The organism is Shewanella mangrovisoli (assembly GCF_019457635.1).
Classification (GTDB): domain Bacteria; phylum Pseudomonadota; class Gammaproteobacteria; order Enterobacterales; family Shewanellaceae; genus Shewanella; species Shewanella mangrovisoli.
Window position 1 is genome coordinate 2,969,092 of sequence record NZ_CP080412.1, and the last position, 18,848, is coordinate 2,987,939.

Below are 18,848 nucleotides of genomic sequence, written 5' to 3' on the forward strand. Positions count from 1 at the left end.
TATTCAAAAGCGCATTCACAAGAACAGACAAAAATGCGCGGGATAATTCACTCGATTATCCCGCGCATTATTTTTAAGCAGTTTATCTGTAGGATTAACGTTTAAGCCTTAGCTATCGGCTACTTTGTCTGCGGATAAGTCACTCGGTAAATCGCCCCCGCATAATCATCCGATACGAGTAAACTGCCATCGGCTAATTCGGCAAACGCCACAGGACGACCGAAGGTTTGCTCATCCTGCATAAAGCCAGTTAAAAACGGGGTGTATTTGACCACCTTGCCTTGCTCTATCGTCGCCACAGCCACTTTATAACCCGCTTTCTTAGTGCGATTCCACGAACCATGCTCGGCCACAAACAACTGCTGTTGATAGTCGCTAGGGAACTGTTTACCCAAATAAAAATGAATGCCGAGCGGCGCCACATGTGCCCCTAAGGAGAGTGCTGGGGCAGTGTATTTGGCAGGATCTTTACCTTGGCCAAACTCAGGATCAAGAATCGTACCTGCATGCACATAGGGGAAGCCAAAATGTTCACCAGAGTAACTCACCTTATTGATTTCACAGGGAGGAATATCATCGCCCATCATGTCGCGGCCATTATCGCTAAACCAAAGAGTTTGAGTGCCGGGCTGAAAATCAAACCCGACGGAATTACGAACCCCTTGGGCGATAGTGGTTAATTTTTTGGTCTCAAGATTAAGCGAGAAAATACGCCCATAGCGTTCATTCTCCGCGCACACATTGCAGGGTACGCCCACTGGAATGATCAACTCACCTGTCGGTGAAACCCCTAACACTTTCCAGCCATGGTGGGTTTCACTTGGAAAGCCATCGAACACCACCTCAAATTTGGGTGAGTTTAAGTTGTTGTCTATATCCTTGAATCGAATGATCCGCTCGACTTCGGATACATACAGATCGCCATCTTTGATGACCACACCTGAAGGTAGCTTAAGTCCTGAGGCAACTAGGATTTTCTCATCGGCAACGCCGTCTTGGTTACGGTCGATTAGGGCATAAACATTCCCCGCCTTCATCGAGCCCGCATAGACGATACCTTTATCGGATACGGTAATTTCACGCGCATTTTCAACATCATCAGCGAATAGGCTTACGTTAAAGCCTTCGGCAACCGTCAATTTATCTAAGATATTCTTGGCCATTGCCGGCGCAGAAATGCCGCTCAAGACACTGAGAGATAAGAGAGAAACCACCTTAAAACTGGCTGTTGTGAGTAGTGCGGCGCGTTTTTTATGATCCATTGACTCGCATCCTAGTAGGGTAAAATTATTGTCGTACAATTAATTGGCCTACGTTACCTTAGATATACCGTATTACCAAATCCTCTGATTTAGCATGTCAATCCAACGAGGAAGTTTCCTTAACAAATAACTCACTGCCAATTTGCCCTTTCTCAATCCCACATATCGCGTCCTTTGCAAAATAAGGGTAAAAATCTGCTTGAGTTTTTTATCCATCAGCCGATAACTCGATAAAGCACACTTGTCACTCACATTGGTTACGCTATTGAACATAGCTGAGCGACCACATTGAAGTATTAAAGGAATCTATCGTGAACATTAATGGATTAAATACTACGGCAAGCAGCGGCGCCTTTAAGTCAGTGTCCAGTGCCTATATCACCACCACGCCTTCATCCAACGGCTCAACAGAGACCATAGACTCGTCACCTCAAGAAACGGTCAATATCTCCAATGCGGGAAGACAAGCCCTCGCCACTGAAGTAGGTTCAGCTTTAAGGGGGCAAGCAGCAGAAAAACTGCAGCAGACGGAAACGACTGATACCGAAGAGTCCACATCGATTATCGACGAACAAATTAAGCGCATAAAGGAACAAATCAAAGCCTTGCAGGAAATGCTCACTAAGCTCGAAGGTGATGATTCTGAAGCTGCTGATCAGCAACGTAAGCAGCTGCAGGAGCAAATTATGCAGCTTAGCAATCAAATCGCCGTGTTAATGGATAAGAAAATGCGGGATGCACAAAAATCTGCAGGCTAAGACTTAGCGATAATCTGCGCTAGTGTTTGTATATCAAAACTTCATGAGCTTGGGTTGAAACAGACTAAATAGGGAAACTAAATAATAAACGCCAGATATTTAATCCATCGCCGGTTCGATAACTGATCCCAATTCTATCTATGCCGAGGAGTTCACCACCCAAAGGCTTAGCAAAGGCGAGTGTCGCGCCAAACTCGTAGCTGCCGGAAACAATGGTTTCATCTTCAGCATTTTGGCTAAAGTCCAGCTCGTTGAAATACCAATAACCGACTGCAAAAACTCTCGGCTGCATCTGAATATTCAACCATTGCCAGCGCGGCGAAAGGCCAATATCGACCCCAGTTTGCAATACCGCAAATTGGTCGGTTAATTTCCCTACCCGCTCACTGTAACCTGCAAACCTTAGCCTCGACACCCAAACGCTGTCTTCACCCGCCAGGCTGAAATCATACAAGCTACTCACGCCCGAGGCTAAAATCGCCACATTCGCATCGGTATCGAAATTCGTCCCAAAACCCACATCCAAATAGGCTTCCATCTGCGTATTTGCCGTTGCCTGCCAGTGGTGTTCGATGCCGGGTGTCATGGTCATAGTGCCGACCGAGGAAGGCAATTCACCATCGGTAATATCTTTGGCTAAGTAGTCAAAAAAACCGAAGGATAAGGGTAAACGCAACCAGGTTTGACTACTTTCGTCCTTTAAGAAATCAAAGCTTAAGGGAATGCTCACCACAGTGGCATTTTGATCGGCTGCCCGATACACCCCCGTACCTAGATAACTGCCAAAGGCATAAACAGAGTTGGGATTATTTTGACCATCAATCGGTGATTCGGGGCTCATTTGAGCAAACGACGGAGATGGCTGTGCGGTCAGTGATGGAGTTTGGCTTGCAATGGGAGCGGTCGACGCCAACAGTGGGAAGACACACCCCATTGATAGCGCCGAACAGGAAAAGCATTTAACGAGTAACCGGCTAAAAATGGTCTTCAATTTATGCAAATAGATCCTGATTTGCTAAGCCTAATCGGTTATCGCTTTGGTTAAAGATTACTCTTCATCCGTAAAATGATACTCAGACATCATATGCCCAAGTTCGGTGGATTTGGTCTTTAAGTAAGCTTCATTGTAGCGGTTTTTACCGACTTGCAGGGGAACACGCTCAACCACTTCGATGCCGATTTCTTTCATCGCTTTGACTTTGCGAGGGTTATTGGTCATTAAGCGTACATGCTTCACGCCAATTTGTTCAAGCATAGGTTGGATCATATCGTATTTACGCATGTCCGCCGGGAAACCTAATTGCTCATTCGCCTCAACCGTATTGGCGCCTTTATCCTGCAATTCATAGGCACGGATCTTATTGAGTAGACCAATACCGCGGCCTTCTTGGCGCAAATATAAGATAAATCCACTGCCGATTTCGGCAATGTTTTGCATCGCAGTTTGCAGCTGGAAGCCACAGTCACAGCGTAAGCTGAACAAGGCATCGCCCGTGAGACACTCTGAGTGAATACGGCCTAATACGGGGGCATCGCTACTTAGGGTGCCAAACGTGAGGGCAACATGCTCTTTACCGGTTTCGGTATCTTCAAAACCGTGCATGGCAAAAACGCCCCAGGGAGTGGGTAATTTTGACGTCGCGACATATTTTATCGACATGACTTAACCTTAACGACTACTCTCATTCCATGAGACGGAAGGAACATCCATAAACAAAACGATGATTGGGCTCTTCGCCTACTGAGCGCCTATTCTAAAGCGTTTTCCATAATCACGAAATACTTTAGTAATTTAATCAACTATAAATCGAAACCTGCGGCGCTATCACGGCTATAGCTCAATCTGTCGAACAACCATTCAATGCGCTGCAAAATAGGCATGTGCCTTATTTTGCAACTCAATGAATAACTTGCCAATAAAACTTAAAACTTTGCTGGAGCAAAACCCGTGACTTCGGTTAAGCCCATTTCGCGTCCTAATGCCGTCATAGGATGCACAACCACTAGGCCTTTGACTGACTTTTTCAGTTGACCCATGTCGGCTTGCTCAGCTTTGGTGAGGGCGCGATGGAATGGCAAGTGTTGAATATCTGTGCCTTGCTTTTGTAAAAGACGCGACTGCTGCGTTTTTACACTATTGATTTGCTTAGTGACCGCCGCAATCTCGCGTTTAAATTGCGCCACAATAACGGCATCGCCACGTTGCTCTGCTGCCGCCAGTTTACGACGAAACTTATCTAACTTATCGTTAAGCTGCTGCAGTTCTTGCTTTAAATTCATCATTTTACCTTAAATTACTTAAGTGAATCCCAGTCGATATTTGCACCATTTGGGGCCTGAATGTCTGGGTCACTGTGTCAAGGTGTGGGATTATAACAGCAAGTTAGCGATCCTCGTTACCGCTTTTATAAGAAACGGATCACCTGATTGCTGCTGCCACGGTATGGCAAACTCGGATCGGCAAGGCTCTGCTCGAATTTACCATCCACCAGCACGTCCACATATTCCAGTACCGCCCGCTGCTTATCCGTTAGCGCATCCCAGGTATAACCCGTCCACAGCCAAATATCTTTACCTGGACATTCGGTTTTCACCCGCTTCACTAACGCGAGTATCCCCTCAAGGTTGGCGGGTAAGAGTGGATCGCCCCCAGAGAGTGACAAGCCGCGGCGCACAATGCGCTCATCCTGTAGATCGGCAATAAGCGTATCTTCCATTGCCTTATCAAACAAATGGCCTGAGCGCACATCCCAAGTACTTTGATTATAGCAACCTCGGCATTGGTGCTCACAACCTGACACAAATAGCGTGACCCGGGTTCCGGGCCCGTTTACCACGTCAACGGGATAATATTGGTGATAGTTCATTGCTGCGTCTGCGCTAAAGCCCAATATGGTTAGGGGCTAAAGATCAAAGCACAGTCGCCACCAGTGCGACTATGCCAGTGTAACAAAACAAACAAGGCAAAAGTGTTACAAGTGTTTGATCCTGCGTTTCACTTCTTCTTGCTTGCCATGGTTGAATGGTCTGGCATCGGGGCTACCTAAGTAACCGCATACCCGACGCGTCACAGATACCCTGCTTGGCTCATGGTTGCCACATTTAGGACAAGTAAAGCCTTTACTGGTACAACTAAACTCACCGGTAAAACCGCAGTCGTAGCATTCATCAATCGGCGTGTTAGTGCCGTAGTAAGGCACGCGGCTATAGCTGTAATCCCACACATTTTCGAGCGCTTCAATGTTGTGCTGCATATTGGGGTATTCGCCGTAGCAAATAAATCCGCCATTGGCGATCGCAGGATAGGGTTGCTCAAAATCAATTTTATCGTAAGGATTCACCCGCTTTTCCACATCCAAGTGGAAGCTATTGGTGTAATAACCCTTATCAGTTACGCCTGCAACCACGCCGAATTGGCGCGCATCGAGTTTGCAGAAACGGCTGCAGAGGCTCTCACTCGGGGTGCTATAAAGACTAAACCCATAACCGGTTTCGGCCTTCCATGCATCGGTAGCCGCTTTAAGGTACGCGACAATCGCCACCGCTTTTTCACGAAGCTTGGCATCATCAAACACATGGGTTTCAGTGCCATAGAGCGCATTGATGGTTTCATGTAAACCTATATAGCCTAATGAAATCGATGCCCGACCATTTTTAAAGATTTGGGCGATATCATCATCGGCGCGCAGGCGCACACCACAGGCACCTTCCATATACAGAATCGGCGCAACTCTGGCTTTAACGCCATTTAAGCGTTCGATGCGGGTGTCTAATGCGCGGCGGGCAAGTTGTAAACGCTCATCTAAAATGCGGTAAAATTCAGCTTCATCGCCATTGGCCTCGAGGGCCACGCGGGGCAAGTTTAAGCTCACCACCCCAAGGTTATTGCGCCCTTCATGGACCAGTTCGCCATTTTCTTTATAGGAGCCTAAAAAGCTGCGACAGCCCATTGGGGTTTTAAATGATCCCGTTACCTTTTCCACTTGCTCGTAATTCAAAATATCCGGATACATGCGCATGCTGGCGCATTTAAGGGCCATTTGTTTGACATCGTAGTTGCAATCACCGGCCTTGTGGTTAATGCCATCACGAATCGCAAACACTAACTTAGGGAACACGGCAGTCTTGCGATTTTTACCTAGGCCCGTCATACGTACTTTCAACATGGATTGCTGAATTAAACGCGACTCCCACGAGGTACCAAGACCAAAACCAAAGGTCACAAAGGGCGTTTGCCCATTGGCGGTATGTAAGGTATTCACTTCATATTCAAGGGATTGGAAAGCATCATGGCATTCTTTTTCTGTGAGCGCCGTCGCATAGGCCTTGGCGTCTTTAATCTGCCAGTTGAGCGCCACTTGATAGTGTTTGTCATAGCTCTTCGCCACAAAAGGCGCGAGCACTTCATCGATACGGTTAATCGTGGTGCCGCCATAAATATGGCTCGCCACTTGGGCAATAATCTGCGCAGTAACAGCAGTAGCGGTGGAGATGGATTTTGGGGTCTCAATTTCGGCGTTGCCCATCTTAAAACCGTGGGTCAACATGCCTGCCAAATCAATCAACATGCAGTTAAACATCGGGAAAAACGGCGAATAATCGAGGTCGTGATAATGGATTTCACCAAGTTCATGGGCGGCCACGACATCCTTAGGAAGAATATGGCTCTTGGCGTAATGCTTCGCGACAATACCCGCGAGCAGATCCCGCTGGGTTGGGATCACTTTAGAGTCTTTATTGGCGTTTTCATTTAACAGTGCCGCATTGCTCTGCTCGACTAAACCACGGATTTCGAGATTGAGCTTACTGGTCGCATCGCGGCAAATATCTCTGTCGTGGCGATACTCGATATAGACCCGCGCCAAGGATTTGTAAGGACCTTCCATCAAGAGATTTTCAACTGCGTCCTGTAAATGGTGGATCTCGACTTCTGCCAGATTGGCCACTCGCTCCCTCACACAAGCGGCAACCGTCGCGGCATAGTCTGCATCCTCTATCCCAACCGAGTTTGCAGCCGCTATCACTGCATCTCTTATCCTTGTTTCATCAAAAGGTGTGCGGCAACCATCCCGCTTGATCACGACTGGCATTGTTCAGTTCCTCTCCATTCCGATTAAAATTAACACTACATATAGTGCTCAGATAATCAATAAACACAATATCTAGGCAATTAAGCGGCATTAACACCTAAAATTCCATGATCCAGATCATGATTTATAGGATGGATAAAAAGAACAAAGAAGAACTGTAGCCAAGCCCAATGATCTCAGTTTTAAGCCTTGACCTTGGCCATAAAGCAGGATAGCGGACGCTAAAAATACCCGCTAATCACGACAAAGGACCTTGGCCCTAAAGCCAAAGTCCTTTTAATAAAAAATCCTTGGAAGAAAAGAAGTCCGTAGCTCGGCGTTTACCCTTAGCTTAGGTTTGCACTCAAGCAGGGTTAACGCTTGGCTAAGGCAAGATAACTACTCAGTTGCCCCGATGCCGATTGCTGCATTCCCATGGAAGAGGCCACTTGCATGGTCGATTTAAGCCCCTGCCATAACTGCTTTTGGCTGTCGCTGAGTGTTGGATTGCTATTTAGATAATCGGTTAACTGGCCAAATACCTTGGTGGCTTTTTGTGCCAGCACAGGGGATTGCGCATCATCCATATTCGACAATACATTCTTAGCATCGACTAAGGTGTTGATCATCGGACTGTTGGGTGACTTTTCCGCTAAGGACTTCAGCTCGTCATCGATAAAGTCTTGCAGGGATTGCTTGCTCGGCTTTTGGCTCGGCAAATTAATGCCGTTTTGTGACAGTCGCTCAACCTGTGCATCGGACAAAATGCCGTCCTTTTGCAGCCGAGACACTAGGGCCGGAATATCTGACACACTAAACTGGCCATCGGCAAAAAAGTCCTTCGACATGGCTTGGATTTTTTGCGCCCTAAGCGCGCGGGGTGACAAGGCAATCTCATCACTCGGTTTCGTCTCAGTCTTAGGCGTATCCTTGGTGGATGAGTTGGCATCCGTGCTGGGCTCAGTCTTACTTGTGTCAGTCTTACTCGTGTCCGTCTTCTTGCTGTTCAGGCCATAGGCATCGGCAACACTGCTACGGTTCAGATTTAAGGCATTTAAAAGAGGATTCATCGTCAATAATTCGGCATCTAACACTGTGTGATGGGGTTAAAGCAAAAAATAAGCCAATCAAACAGTCACTTGCCTAAATTATTATTCGTTTCGCGATCACGTGCTTGCCAGAACGAACAAAATCTAATCTCGAAACGTCAACACGCCCTAAGTATCCTCGCGACTTAGCCTTTCCAGATCGCGGCTTCAATCAAGTGCGCCACTTTAGCGACAGCCGCCTCCCCCGCCGCTATGGCCTCATCGGCGCGGTGAAATTCCATGGTGCCGATATTGGCGACTTCGGGCACAACCAAGACATCGGGCGGATCTCCCATCAAACGCGCCCGTTTATGGCGCTGCTCTAAAATCCCCATCGATTGAGACATCACCGCAATCATGCCGGGGTTGGATTTAGTGCCGAGGGAGAACTTGTCGGTTAAGCTGCTGACATACTCCCGCCCCCGAGCAAATAAATCCATAAAGCCGGTTTCTTGGCGCGCGGGCATTTCGGTTTCTTCCTTCGGCGCCTTATGGCTGGTCATATTGACGGGCAATACCTGCAGCCGCCCAGAATGAAACCCGTGCAAATCCACGGCAATCACAATATCAACGCCCATCGCGCGGCTCACTGACACAGGCACAGGGTTCACCACAGCGCCATCGACTAACCAACGGTCTCCTTGACGCACGGGGGCTAATATCCCCGGCATTGAGCAAGAGGCGCGCACGGCTTGGCGTAAATCGCCATGACGAAACCAGATTTCTTGCCCCGAATACAAGTCCGTGGCAATCGCCGCAAAGGGGCGCTCTAAGTCTTCAATATTGATATCACCGATGCGCGATTGCAGCACATCGAAGACTTTCTCGCCGCCGATCAAACCGCCCTTACGCCAACGAATATCCATTAGCCCGAGGACATCCCAGCTCGAAAAACTGCGTACCCATTCCTCAAGCTCGGTCAAATGATTATGGGCATAGGCCGCCCCGACGAGCGCGCCGATTGAACATCCGGCCACTTTATCGGGTTTGACTCCCATGGCGGCAAGGCCATTGAGTACACCTATGTGAGCCCAGCCCTTGGCGGCTCCGCTTCCAAGAGCGATGCCAATGGTGGGTTTTGTCCCCTTGCCCATAATATGTTTCCCTTAACAACTCAATGATTTGAATAAGCTAAGTTCCGCTCTGAACACTGTCAATGATTAATAGCTGATTATTTGTGAATTCAAGTAATGGGTGGCATTAAGCGCATTTGAACAACCAGCCTACCTAACGAACCTATGGAACGGTTCTGCATATCGAGAGTGAAGAACCAATGGCGGCTAGCCATATCTGCGGCGATTTAACGGATCCAGTAAGATAATGACCAATCAAGATAGCTGAGCATAGTGATTTAAGGCTATAATCTGCCCTCACTCAGATTTAGGGGATATACCTTTGCAGTTTACTGATTTTTCTCTGGACCAGCGTCTGTTACAAAGCTTAAAGCATATGGGGATTGCGACCCCAACCGCCATCCAGGAACAAGCACTGCCTATCGCATTGGCAGGTAAAGATTTAATGGCGTCATCAAAGACAGGCTCAGGTAAGACCTTAGCTTTTTTGTTGCCAGCGATGCAAAGGGTTATCTCCACCCGCGCCTTAACCAAGCGCGATCCTAGAGTACTGATTTTATTACCAACCCGCGAATTGGCCCACCAAGTGTATAGCCAGCTACGTTTGCTGGTTGCCAACACTCAATACAAAGCCATTAGCGTGTTGGGCGGTGAAAACTTTAACGATCAAGCTAAAGCTCTGGCAAAAGAGCCACATTTTATCGTGGCAACGCCGGGACGCATCGCCGATCATTTAGAACAAAAAAACCTCTTCCTCAATGGATTAGAACTGCTTGTCCTCGATGAAGCCGACCGTATGCTGGATCTGGGTTTTGCGCCGCAATTAAAAGCCATTAACGCAGCAGCAGATCATAAGCGCCGTCAAACCTTAATGTTTTCGGCCACTTTAGATCACAGTGAAATCAATGAGATTGCAGCTGCATTACTCAAAAATCCATCACATGTGGCGATTGGTGCAGCCCACACTGAGCATCAGGACATTACTCAGCGGATTTATCTGTGTGATCATTTAGATCACAAAGAAGCCCTGCTCACGCGTTTGCTCAGCGATGAAACCCACAAGCAAGTGATTATTTTTACCGCCACCCGCGCCGATACCGAGCGCTTAGCCAGCAAACTCTCGGCGCAGGGTTTTGCCACCGCGGCGTTAAGCGGCGAGCTGAAGCAGGCGGCCCGTAATCAAATCATGGATCAATTTGCCCGCGGTCAGCAGCAGATTCTGGTGACCACAGATGTGGCATCCCGTGGCTTAGACTTACTCAATGTCTCCCTCGTCATTAACTTCGACATGCCCAAATTTGCCGAAGAATATGTCCACCGCATTGGTCGTACCGGCCGCGCGGGCGCTAAGGGTGATGCAATCTCCCTCGTTGGTCCTAAAGATTGGGATAACTTTAAGAAAGTACAACTCTTCCTCAGAAAGACCTTTGAGATCAGTGTGATTCAGGGTCTCGAAGCTAAATTTAGTGGTTTAAAAGACAAGCCAAAGACCGCCGCAACTAAAGCGGTCGCTAAGGCTGGAACAAAAGCCAAGGTGAAAACCAAATCAAAAACGGTTAAAACGGCCGCCTCCCGTGACAAACGCTTTATCACCGGGGTTGATGTGGGTGATGCGCCCATGCGTAAAAAACCTGCGGCGCCATTGCTGCAGGATCATGACGACGAGCGTTAATGATTTACTCGCGAGAGTCCATAGTGCAGACTCTCGACATTACGGGTGGGAATATGCTCCTGCCATATGTAAGAAATGTTGATATTTAAAGGTGTAACATGCGAATTTGTGGTGTTGAATTAAAAGGCGGCGAAGCCATTATCAGTCTGCTGAGCTACGAAGGTGAAACCTTCAACGTACCAAGCTGCCGTAAAGTGTCTTTTAGCGTCGCTCAATCAGCCTCAGCGGAAACTATCCGTGAATTTCACTTCGCTTTCCATAAGTTAATGGAAGATTATAAGGTCGATGAAATCGTCGTTATTGAGCGCGAGCAAAAAGGCAAACTGGCAGGCTCTGCCACCAGCTTTAAACTCGAAGCCGCAATTCAACTCGGCGATCTGCCGGTGACCTTGTTGTCGCCTGTTGCGATCAAGGAACAAAACAAGCGTAATCCGCCTCAAGTTGATTTTGACAGCTTAGATCTCAAGCGCGTTCAACAACCCGCCTTTGAAGCGGCCTACGCTCAGCAAAATCGTCGTATCTTCGGTAAAGCTTAAAGCCTGTGAGCTTAGCGCAACTTAGCGCTAAGCTCGTTTCCCCACAGCTCAAAACAATGCAAACCTTAAAATATTTAAGCGGTTATAGTCCGGATATCCAACGCCAAGTTCAACAGCTACTCGAAGGTGGGAAGCTTGCGGATGTTTTGCTGCGTCGTCATCCCACGGTCCACGAGATCCGCAGCGACAAAGCCCTCTATGACTATACCCAAGGGATAAAAAATCAGTTTTTACGCCAATCCTCTCCCCTGTCGAAAGTGATCTTCGATGACAAAATTAGCATGAGTCATCATGCACTTGGCTTACATTCTTACGTATCCAGAGTGCAAGGGAATAAAATCAAGGCTAAGAACGAAATCCGTATCTCTTCACGTTTAAAGCGCGTCCCCGAACCCTTGCTCAGAATGGTGGTTGTACACGAACTCGCCCACTTAAAAGAGAAGGACCATAATAAAGCTTTCTATAAGTTGTGTACTTATATGGAGCCCGATTACCATCAATTCGAATTCGATCTGCGTTTACTGCTAACCTGTATCGACGCTAATCAATCGCCCTACTCAAACTAAACAAACTTATTCGACTAGGCTCGCATTTTACTCGTCGATTTATCACGTGCAGTTGACTGATAATAATTTTCATTTAGAATGAATCTGTCTTATCCGTTACCGCACTCAAGCCGTGTAAAAAGTCGTATGAAAAAGCTAAAGATTGGTAAAAAGCTAGAAAAGTGGTGTAACAAACAGGCCAAGAAACTGCAAAAGCAGCAGGTAAAATCTAATAGCCCTGTTGAATTGCAAAACCTTTATTCGGCTAATACCCCAATAATGCATGCGACTCGCGCTCAACATAAAAAACAGCAGCGTAAACACTTAAGCCAATTATTAGCCGAATATGTGGCCAAACAGCAAATCCAAACTCTTGATAAGACCACCCGCAAGAAACAACTGAAATTAGCTAAAGCCCATTTTAGTGCCGCGAATGATGCTAAATTTTTATCGTCCGCCGTTATTAAGCGTATTCGTCCACTAGCCAGTGAACGCAGTTTTGCACTTCGTCCTTATAAAAAATCCCCCTGCGGAGGCTGCCCAGCTTTAAAAGGTCGTCTGTGTAAATGTGCGTTAAAGGCAATGCAGAAACGTCAAGCCAGTTAATTCATTTGAGTTGACCGCCGTAACCCTATCAAATTAGATAAAGACAAAGCAGCGTAACGCGAAGTAACTCGCTTATATAGGCACTCGGCGCATCTATAAAGCGATATCAGCATTTTCCCTGTTCTTGCTTAGATGCGTATTAACTCGGCCAACTTAACTCTATCCATCGCTTATATTAAAGCAGTAAAGCTTGCCCCTAATTTGGTTAAACATCCTTACTACTAAACCAGTGGTTTAATGGATAAGTGTTTTCCAGCCGTTATCGCTAAACGCAGCCCAAATAAAAACGCCGATGACATCAGATTCATCGGCGTTTTTATATTCGGTTCGCTCGGATTAAAGAATGGCTTAACCTAAATTCATTAACGCTTGGCGGCTCTTCACAATATTAGTGAAGGTACGTAATTCTTGGTTCGCTAATTGGCTTGCCATCGGGATATCGGCTCTCATTGGATCCACTGGCTTACCATTAACGTGGAATTCATAATGCAAATGTGGACCGGTAGAACGTCCAGTATTACCTGATAAAGCAATCACTTGGCCACGAGTGACACGTTGACCTTTGCGCACTAATGCCTTAGAAAGGTGTAAATAACGTGTACGGTACTTACCACCGTGTTCAATCACAATATATTTACCCGCGAATTGGTGATCGGTGACTAAGCTTACGACACCATCGCCAGGGGCAATAACTTTAGTACCAATAGGCACTGAAAAGTCGGTACCGTTATGGGGTGAAATACGGCCAGTAATTGGATGTTTACGCGTAGGGTTAAAACGAGAACTCATGCGTGGTTGTTTAGCCAATGGAATACGTTGGAAGGCACGCACTAAGCTTTGGCCTTTCGCATCGTAATAACTGCCATCGGTATGTTGGAATGCACTAATTTCAGAGCGGCCCGTTTTAATGCTCACGCCTAATATTTGGCTGCTTCCGGTTGCTTCGCCCTCAACATATTGATCATTTACCAAAACAGAAAATTTATCACCCGCACGTAAATCCCGAGCAAAATTCACTTTCTCTTTGAGTAAATCTTCAATCCGCTGAATATCGGCCGCCGCTAAACCCATTTTTTGTGCCGAGACATAGAATGAGCCTTTAATATCGCCAGTAACGATACGGTTTTGCCACACACCTTCAACGTTAATTTCTTCTACGTTAAAGCTACCATCTTCGTAACGGGTAAATACTACTTGGCGGGCAGCGTTAAAATACAGTTCTAACTTTTGCAGTTGGCCTTCATTATCCAGCCAAAATTGAATACGGTTACCGGGTAATAAGGTATCGAGCGCCAGAATGTTTAAGTCGGCCTCTAATACTTTATACATGGTTTGTTGGTCAACACCGGCTTTAGAAAATAAAGCACTTAAGGTATCGCCGGAGGCAATGACACGTTCAAAATGAGGGGTATTATCGACAATTGGAGCTGTTTCAACAGGCTCAGAAACCTGTGGCAAAATCGTCTCAAGATCAAGCGCGACGGGAATACGTTGAGCAGTAGGAACCACATGGTTGGCATTCGGCATTAACATCGCCGCACCGATTAATAAACCACCAACTAGGAGAATATTTTTATGGACTGAAGATAAATTCTGCAAACGAATTTGCGGAAAATTAGCCAAATTGGGTTTACCTGTCTGCAACGCTTTCACCTTTTGTTATCGTTATTGCGTTATATTTTTGAACCAGTCCCACAGGGGGAAGCCCGAATTTTGTCAACTTATCCCAAAAAACCGATTATGACAAACGCTATTTTGCACTTTTATAGCACTATTTACTAAAAACATGCGTCAGTTAGCACTTTAAACCGATTGTGTGTTCTGTATATAGATGTTAAATAGCGCAAAATATCGTTTATCATTTCAATAAAAACAAAGTGTTAAGCTAATACTTCTCCATTTAAGTCACACTAAGGCAAAATCACCTTGATTTCACTCCCATGGGAGGTTTTCAAGATATCAATTCGGGTGCCTATCTGCTCTTTCATTTCAGACACATGGGAAATCACCCCAATCATCCTGCCCGCCGACTGCAAATCCATCAGGGTTCGAATGGCAAGTTCGAGTGAGTCCTGATCTAAGCTGCCAAAGCCTTCGTCGATAAATAAGGTGTCGAGTTTTATCCCCCCTGCGTAGGCTTGAACCACATCCGATAAACCCAAGGCCATCGACAAGGCCGCCATAAAACTCTCACCACCACTTAAGGTCGCCACGGGACGCACTTTAGAGGTGTAGGCATCCTCGACTTCAAGCTCTAGCCCAGAGGCCTTATTGCCCTTAGATCTGTCTTCTTTGCGCAATAATCGGTAGCGACCTTTACTCATTAAATGCAGCCTCTGCGTTGCCGCAAGCAACACATCGTCGAGCAATACGCTAAGCACAAAGCGTTGCAGTGAAATTTTGTTGCCCGTATTACCATTGGCAACATCGGCCAAAGTGCCAATCACTGCGTATTCATCCTCAAGGGATTTGGCCTTTTGATCAACAATCGCCAGCTGAGTTTGGGTATTGTTAAGTAGGGTGAGCCGAGTGTTGAGTTGACTCCATACCTCTTCCGCCGTTTTAAGCTGTGCGAGTCGCTCCGTGAGCAAGGCCTCTAAGGCATCAAGATCGGGTGATGTCGACTCGCTCAACTTGGTTTTAAGCTGAGTCAGTTGCGACTGATTTAAGGCGCACTGCCTATGATAGGTCTCTATGCCCTCAGCTAGCGCCTGCATTTGCTCATCCGTTAACAAGGCCTCGCGCAATGCATCTCTATCGGTAAAGCCTGCGTTATCCAGTGCCGTCAGTAGCGCCTGCTGTGCTTGCGCCTGCAGCTCTGCCGCGCCATTACAACGCTCTATCGCCGCCGATAATGCCGTTTGCGCCGCCACACTCTGCTGCGCAGCCTGCTGCTGCGCGGCTCTGAGCGCATCAATCTGACGTTTTATCTGCTCGAGTTGTTGCTGGTTATGTGCAATCGCTTGATTTAATACCTCCAGTGTTCGGTATTCTTCTGGGATCCGCAGCGCTTTTTCAGCAAATTGACCCGATAAGCGCTCGACTTTGCCTTCTTGTTCACGGTAACGCTCACGCTCAAGTTCTAATTGCTGCGTCAACGTCGACTCTTGCTGTTGCAAGGTTTTGATCTGTTGCTGTAACTGCTGCAGCGCTTGCGCCGCAGCGTCTGCCTGTTTGGCTTGCTGTGTCAGTTCGTCTAACGTTTGGCGATGGGATTCAAGCGACAATTCAACCCTATCGCCAAGGGCTGTTGCCAGCTCATTCGCCTGCTGTTGCTGTGCTTCTAATTGTTTTTGCAGCCCGCGATATTCTGCCCGCGCTTTATTAAGATTATCGAGCGCCAAGGCCTCGGCATCCTGCGCCGCCTGCAATTGCAGTTCCGTTGGTAAATCCTCATGGCTCACCGCGGGTTGAGGATGGGCCGAACTGCCACAAACCGGACATGGTTCATGGGGTTTTAACTCTCTAGCTAAAATAGCTGCCTGACCTTGAAACCACTTCAGTTGCAAAGACTTATAAGCCGTTGAGGCTTCTTGATATTGGGTATTAAGCGCTTTTCCTTGTGAGCCAACCTGCTCAAGCAATCCTTGAGTGTGTGCGACTTTGGCACATATCTGCTGCCACTGCTTGAACTGCTCGAGCATATGACGGTACTGCTGCAGCGCCTGCGCTGTGGCAAGTTGCTGCTCGCTTTGCTGCTGCAAGGCTGGCAGTTGATTCTCACAATGGCTGCGCTGCTCCACTAGCGTTGCAAGCGCATTTTTACTCTCCTGCCCCTGCAACTTGGTGTGTTGTAGAATCTCTTTAGCCTGCGCTAAAGCTTGTTCAAGGCTGGCAAACTCTGCCAGCTGTGGCACTAAGGCACTGAGATGACTGTATTGCTGCTCAACCTCACGCAGCTTATGTTCGAGGGGAATGATTTCCTGCGCCGCAGTTTCAGCATGAGCGAGTGCGAGCTTAGCGGCATCGAATGTCGACTGCGCGCTATCGCGCTGAGCGGCGGCGAGACTCGCTTCTTGCTCCCGCGATAAGGCATTATCTAATAAGTGTTTTACCCGTAATGCTTGCTTGGCGACGTCAAGCCGCGTCGTTTGGGTTGCAATCTGCGCTTGCTGCTCATTAAGGTGAAGCGCCTCAACCTGTAATTCCTGTAAGCGAGTAAATTCAGCAAAGAGTTGCTGCGCGCTATCACGCTGTTTTAATGCCGCTAAATGCGCCGCAACACTCTGCTCCTTTGCCGCCGTTGCCGCCGCAAATTCGGGTTCAATGTGACTAAACTCTGCGGCAAGTTCATCATCGGATGTCAGTGCTGCCGTTTGCAAAATACCGTCACGGCGGGCGCGCTGCTCTTTGACAAGGTTGCGAATATCCGCCGCCTTGGCTTTTAGGGTATCTTCGATGCGTTTATAAATATGAGTTTGAAATAGCTGGCTAAAAATTTGCTCACGCGCCTTAGAGTCGGCCATCAGCAATTCACGAAATTTCCCCTGCGGCAGCACCATCACTTGACGGAACTGCTCCACATCTAGGCCAGTTAGAGCCTCGATTTCGGCCGTGGCGTCTGACACTTTACTGGCGACGATAAGGGTTTCACTGCCATCTGGGGCAATCTTATACAGCTGTGCCTCACTCTTTTGTACCGTTGAGCCATCACCGCTTTTCTTTAATCTTTCCTGCTCGGGGACGCGGCGAATACGATAACCCGTACTGCCTAATTGAAAACTAAAAGTCACCTCGGTGAGCAAGTTATCATCGGCCATATCGCAGCGCATCTGGCTGCCTTCACGCTCGTTACCTGTGGTTTTGCCGTAAAGTGCAAAACAAATTCCGTCGAGCAGCGTAGTTTTGCCCGCACCAGTTGGCCCGTTGATCAGGAATAAGGGGTTATCCCCCAGTTCGGTAAAATCAATAGTTTGAGTCGAGGCGAAGGGGCCAAAGGCCGACATTGACAGCGTGAGTGGCTTCATGCGGATTGGTCCCCTTTTGCTGCAACGCGAGTAGATCCACCGCTATCGCCTTCATCCCTGTGAAGCTTAGTTAAAATCTCATCCATGACCGCTTGCTGCGCATCACTCAATTCCTCGCCAGAGACTTGGCTGAAAAAATCACGGAACATCTCCATTTCGCCTTTTTTGATATGGTCGCGATTGAGTGCCACGGCCTGTTCGCCCGCCATTAATCCAGTACGTTCTAGATGCAGCACATTGGGATAAACACTGCGCAGCTTGCCCATGGCATCTAAAATGGCGTGTTTATCAAGGAGTCTGACCATCAGGTAATCCTCACGCTTGGCATCGGTCTTCCCAAGATCTAATAAATGCGCCAATTCTCCTTCGATAATCCGCACATCACGCAGTGCGGTTAAGGGCAAGAGTTGGATCTGCGCTGGAGTGTGCGCGGCGACATCAACTAAAGTGACAGACTTATGTTGATGCTGTTCGCTAAAGGAGTATTTCAAAATCGAGCCGGAATAACGTACATGTTCACTGCCTTTATATTGCGGTCCGTGTAAGTGGCCGAGGGCGACATAGTCAAACTCACTAAAAAGCCGTGGGGAGATTTTATCAGCGCCACCAATACTCAACGGCCGCTCAGACTCTGACTCACTGCCGCCATCTAAAAAGCAATGACTAACAACGACTTTAGGTAACCCTTGGCTATCGTGGGAGCGTACTTGTTCTAACAGTAGCGCCATCGCCTCCTCATGGCTGGATACGCTGAGCCCCTTAGCATCCGCCTCAAATACTTGGCGCACAGTTGCAGGTTCGGCGTAAGGCAGCGGGTAAAAGTAAGCATCGCCACTTGGGCTAGCTAAGCGGATCGGCGTTAAATCAGTCTGCAGTGGCCCAATAATGTGCAAACCACTCGCCGACATTTGTTTAGCCGCAAAGCCTAAGCGTTCGTGCCCATCGTGGTTACCGGCAATCATCAGCACTTGTACTCCTAACTCGGTGATGAGGCGATTAAGCACCTCATCGAGCAAAGCCACGGCGCTGGCGGGAGGAATCGACCTATCGTAAATATCCCCGGCAATAATCACCGCATCGACAGAGTGTTGCTTTGCCAATGCCCCAATTTGATCAAGCACATAGGCTTGATCTTCTAAAAGTGATTGATTGTGTAACTGGCGACCAATGTGCCAGTCCGAGGTATGGATAAATCTCATCGTTGCGAAACCTTAATGGATACTAAGCCGATTCTATCGCGTGGGTGCTTACCGTTTAACTTGTGAAGTTTCT

The 18,848-nt window shown here is 47.6% G+C and carries 16 protein-coding genes; 5 read left to right on the top strand and 11 right to left on the bottom strand.

The annotated features are described in order from the left end of the window. Positions 1-119 precede the first annotated feature (119 nt). The gene (locus K0H60_RS13120) at positions 120-1,163 is read right to left on the bottom strand and encodes a PQQ-dependent sugar dehydrogenase (protein WP_258405826.1); all 1,044 of its coding nucleotides are present in this window, start codon (positions 1,161-1,163) and stop codon (positions 120-122) included. A 410-nt stretch (positions 1,164-1,573) separates the two neighbouring features. Between K0H60_RS13120 and K0H60_RS13125 the strand changes: the two genes are divergently transcribed. Continuing rightward, positions 1,574-2,020 (top strand): FlxA-like family protein, encoded by a 447-nt coding sequence (locus K0H60_RS13125; protein ID WP_220056004.1) that lies wholly within the window; start codon positions 1,574-1,576, stop codon positions 2,018-2,020. Between the two features lie 64 nt (positions 2,021-2,084). Here the strand turns inward: K0H60_RS13125 and K0H60_RS13130 are convergent, their stop codons facing one another. The 7 genes from K0H60_RS13130 to rssA all read right to left on the bottom strand — a co-directional run bounded on the left by K0H60_RS13130 (position 2,085) and on the right by rssA (position 9,271). Further along, positions 2,085-2,861, bottom strand: a complete 777-nt coding sequence (locus K0H60_RS13130; RefSeq protein WP_374911410.1) for a hypothetical protein — start codon at positions 2,859-2,861, stop codon at positions 2,085-2,087. A 207-nt stretch (positions 2,862-3,068) separates the two neighbouring features. Next, positions 3,069-3,680 carry a GTP cyclohydrolase II gene (gene ribA, locus K0H60_RS13135; RefSeq protein WP_220056005.1) on the bottom strand — a complete coding sequence of 204 codons (612 nt, stop codon included), beginning with the start codon at positions 3,678-3,680 and terminating at the stop codon, positions 3,069-3,071. Positions 3,681-3,943: 263 nt separating this feature from the next. Continuing rightward, complete coding sequence (locus K0H60_RS13140) at positions 3,944-4,300, bottom strand: YibL family ribosome-associated protein (protein WP_011717500.1); 357 nt, start codon at positions 4,298-4,300, stop codon at positions 3,944-3,946. A gap of 125 nt (positions 4,301-4,425) precedes the next feature. Further along, positions 4,426-4,887, bottom strand: coding sequence for an anaerobic ribonucleoside-triphosphate reductase-activating protein (gene nrdG, locus K0H60_RS13145; RefSeq protein WP_086902593.1), 462 nt, complete (start codon positions 4,885-4,887; stop codon positions 4,426-4,428). A gap of 105 nt (positions 4,888-4,992) precedes the next feature. Continuing rightward, entirely contained in the window at positions 4,993-7,110 is a 2,118-nt protein-coding gene (nrdD, locus tag K0H60_RS13150; protein WP_220056006.1) for an anaerobic ribonucleoside-triphosphate reductase, read from the bottom strand. Positions 7,111-7,463: 353 nt separating this feature from the next. Continuing rightward, entirely contained in the window at positions 7,464-8,159 is a 696-nt protein-coding gene (locus K0H60_RS13155) for a hypothetical protein (RefSeq protein WP_220056007.1), read from the bottom strand. 164 nt (positions 8,160-8,323) lie between these two features. After that, positions 8,324-9,271: a patatin-like phospholipase RssA gene (rssA, locus tag K0H60_RS13160; protein WP_011717504.1), complete on the bottom strand. Its 948-nt coding sequence runs from the start codon at positions 9,269-9,271 to the stop codon at positions 8,324-8,326. 301 nt (positions 9,272-9,572) lie between these two features. Between rssA and K0H60_RS13165 the strand changes: the two genes are divergently transcribed. The 4 genes from K0H60_RS13165 to K0H60_RS13180 all read left to right on the top strand — a co-directional run bounded on the left by K0H60_RS13165 (position 9,573) and on the right by K0H60_RS13180 (position 12,609). Continuing rightward, positions 9,573-10,922, top strand: coding sequence for a DEAD/DEAH box helicase (locus K0H60_RS13165; RefSeq protein ID WP_220056008.1), 1,350 nt, complete (start codon positions 9,573-9,575; stop codon positions 10,920-10,922). A 98-nt stretch (positions 10,923-11,020) separates the two neighbouring features. Next, positions 11,021-11,458, top strand: a complete 438-nt coding sequence (locus tag K0H60_RS13170) for a DUF3010 family protein (protein WP_011623199.1) — start codon at positions 11,021-11,023, stop codon at positions 11,456-11,458. Positions 11,459-11,514: 56 nt separating this feature from the next. Further along, on the top strand, positions 11,515-12,024 hold the full coding sequence (locus K0H60_RS13175) for a M48 metallopeptidase family protein (protein ID WP_011623200.1): 510 nt from the start codon (positions 11,515-11,517) through the stop codon (positions 12,022-12,024). Between the two features lie 126 nt (positions 12,025-12,150). Beyond that, positions 12,151-12,609 carry a hypothetical protein gene (locus K0H60_RS13180; protein WP_220056009.1) on the top strand — a complete coding sequence of 153 codons (459 nt, stop codon included), beginning with the start codon at positions 12,151-12,153 and terminating at the stop codon, positions 12,607-12,609. A 348-nt stretch (positions 12,610-12,957) separates the two neighbouring features. Here K0H60_RS13180 and K0H60_RS13185 read toward each other — a convergent pair whose 3' ends face one another. The 3 genes from K0H60_RS13185 to K0H60_RS13195 form a co-directional block, all read right to left on the bottom strand. Then, positions 12,958-14,253 carry a peptidoglycan DD-metalloendopeptidase family protein gene (locus K0H60_RS13185; protein ID WP_220058169.1) on the bottom strand — a complete coding sequence of 432 codons (1,296 nt, stop codon included), beginning with the start codon at positions 14,251-14,253 and terminating at the stop codon, positions 12,958-12,960. Positions 14,254-14,519: 266 nt separating this feature from the next. Further along, the gene (locus K0H60_RS13190) at positions 14,520-17,576 is read right to left on the bottom strand and encodes an AAA family ATPase (protein WP_220056010.1); all 3,057 of its coding nucleotides are present in this window, start codon (positions 17,574-17,576) and stop codon (positions 14,520-14,522) included. Then, positions 17,573-18,775, bottom strand: coding sequence for an exonuclease SbcCD subunit D (locus tag K0H60_RS13195; protein ID WP_220056011.1), 1,203 nt, complete (start codon positions 18,773-18,775; stop codon positions 17,573-17,575). The genes K0H60_RS13190 and K0H60_RS13195 overlap by 4 nt, the downstream gene beginning before the upstream one ends. Positions 18,776-18,848 lie beyond the last annotated feature (73 nt).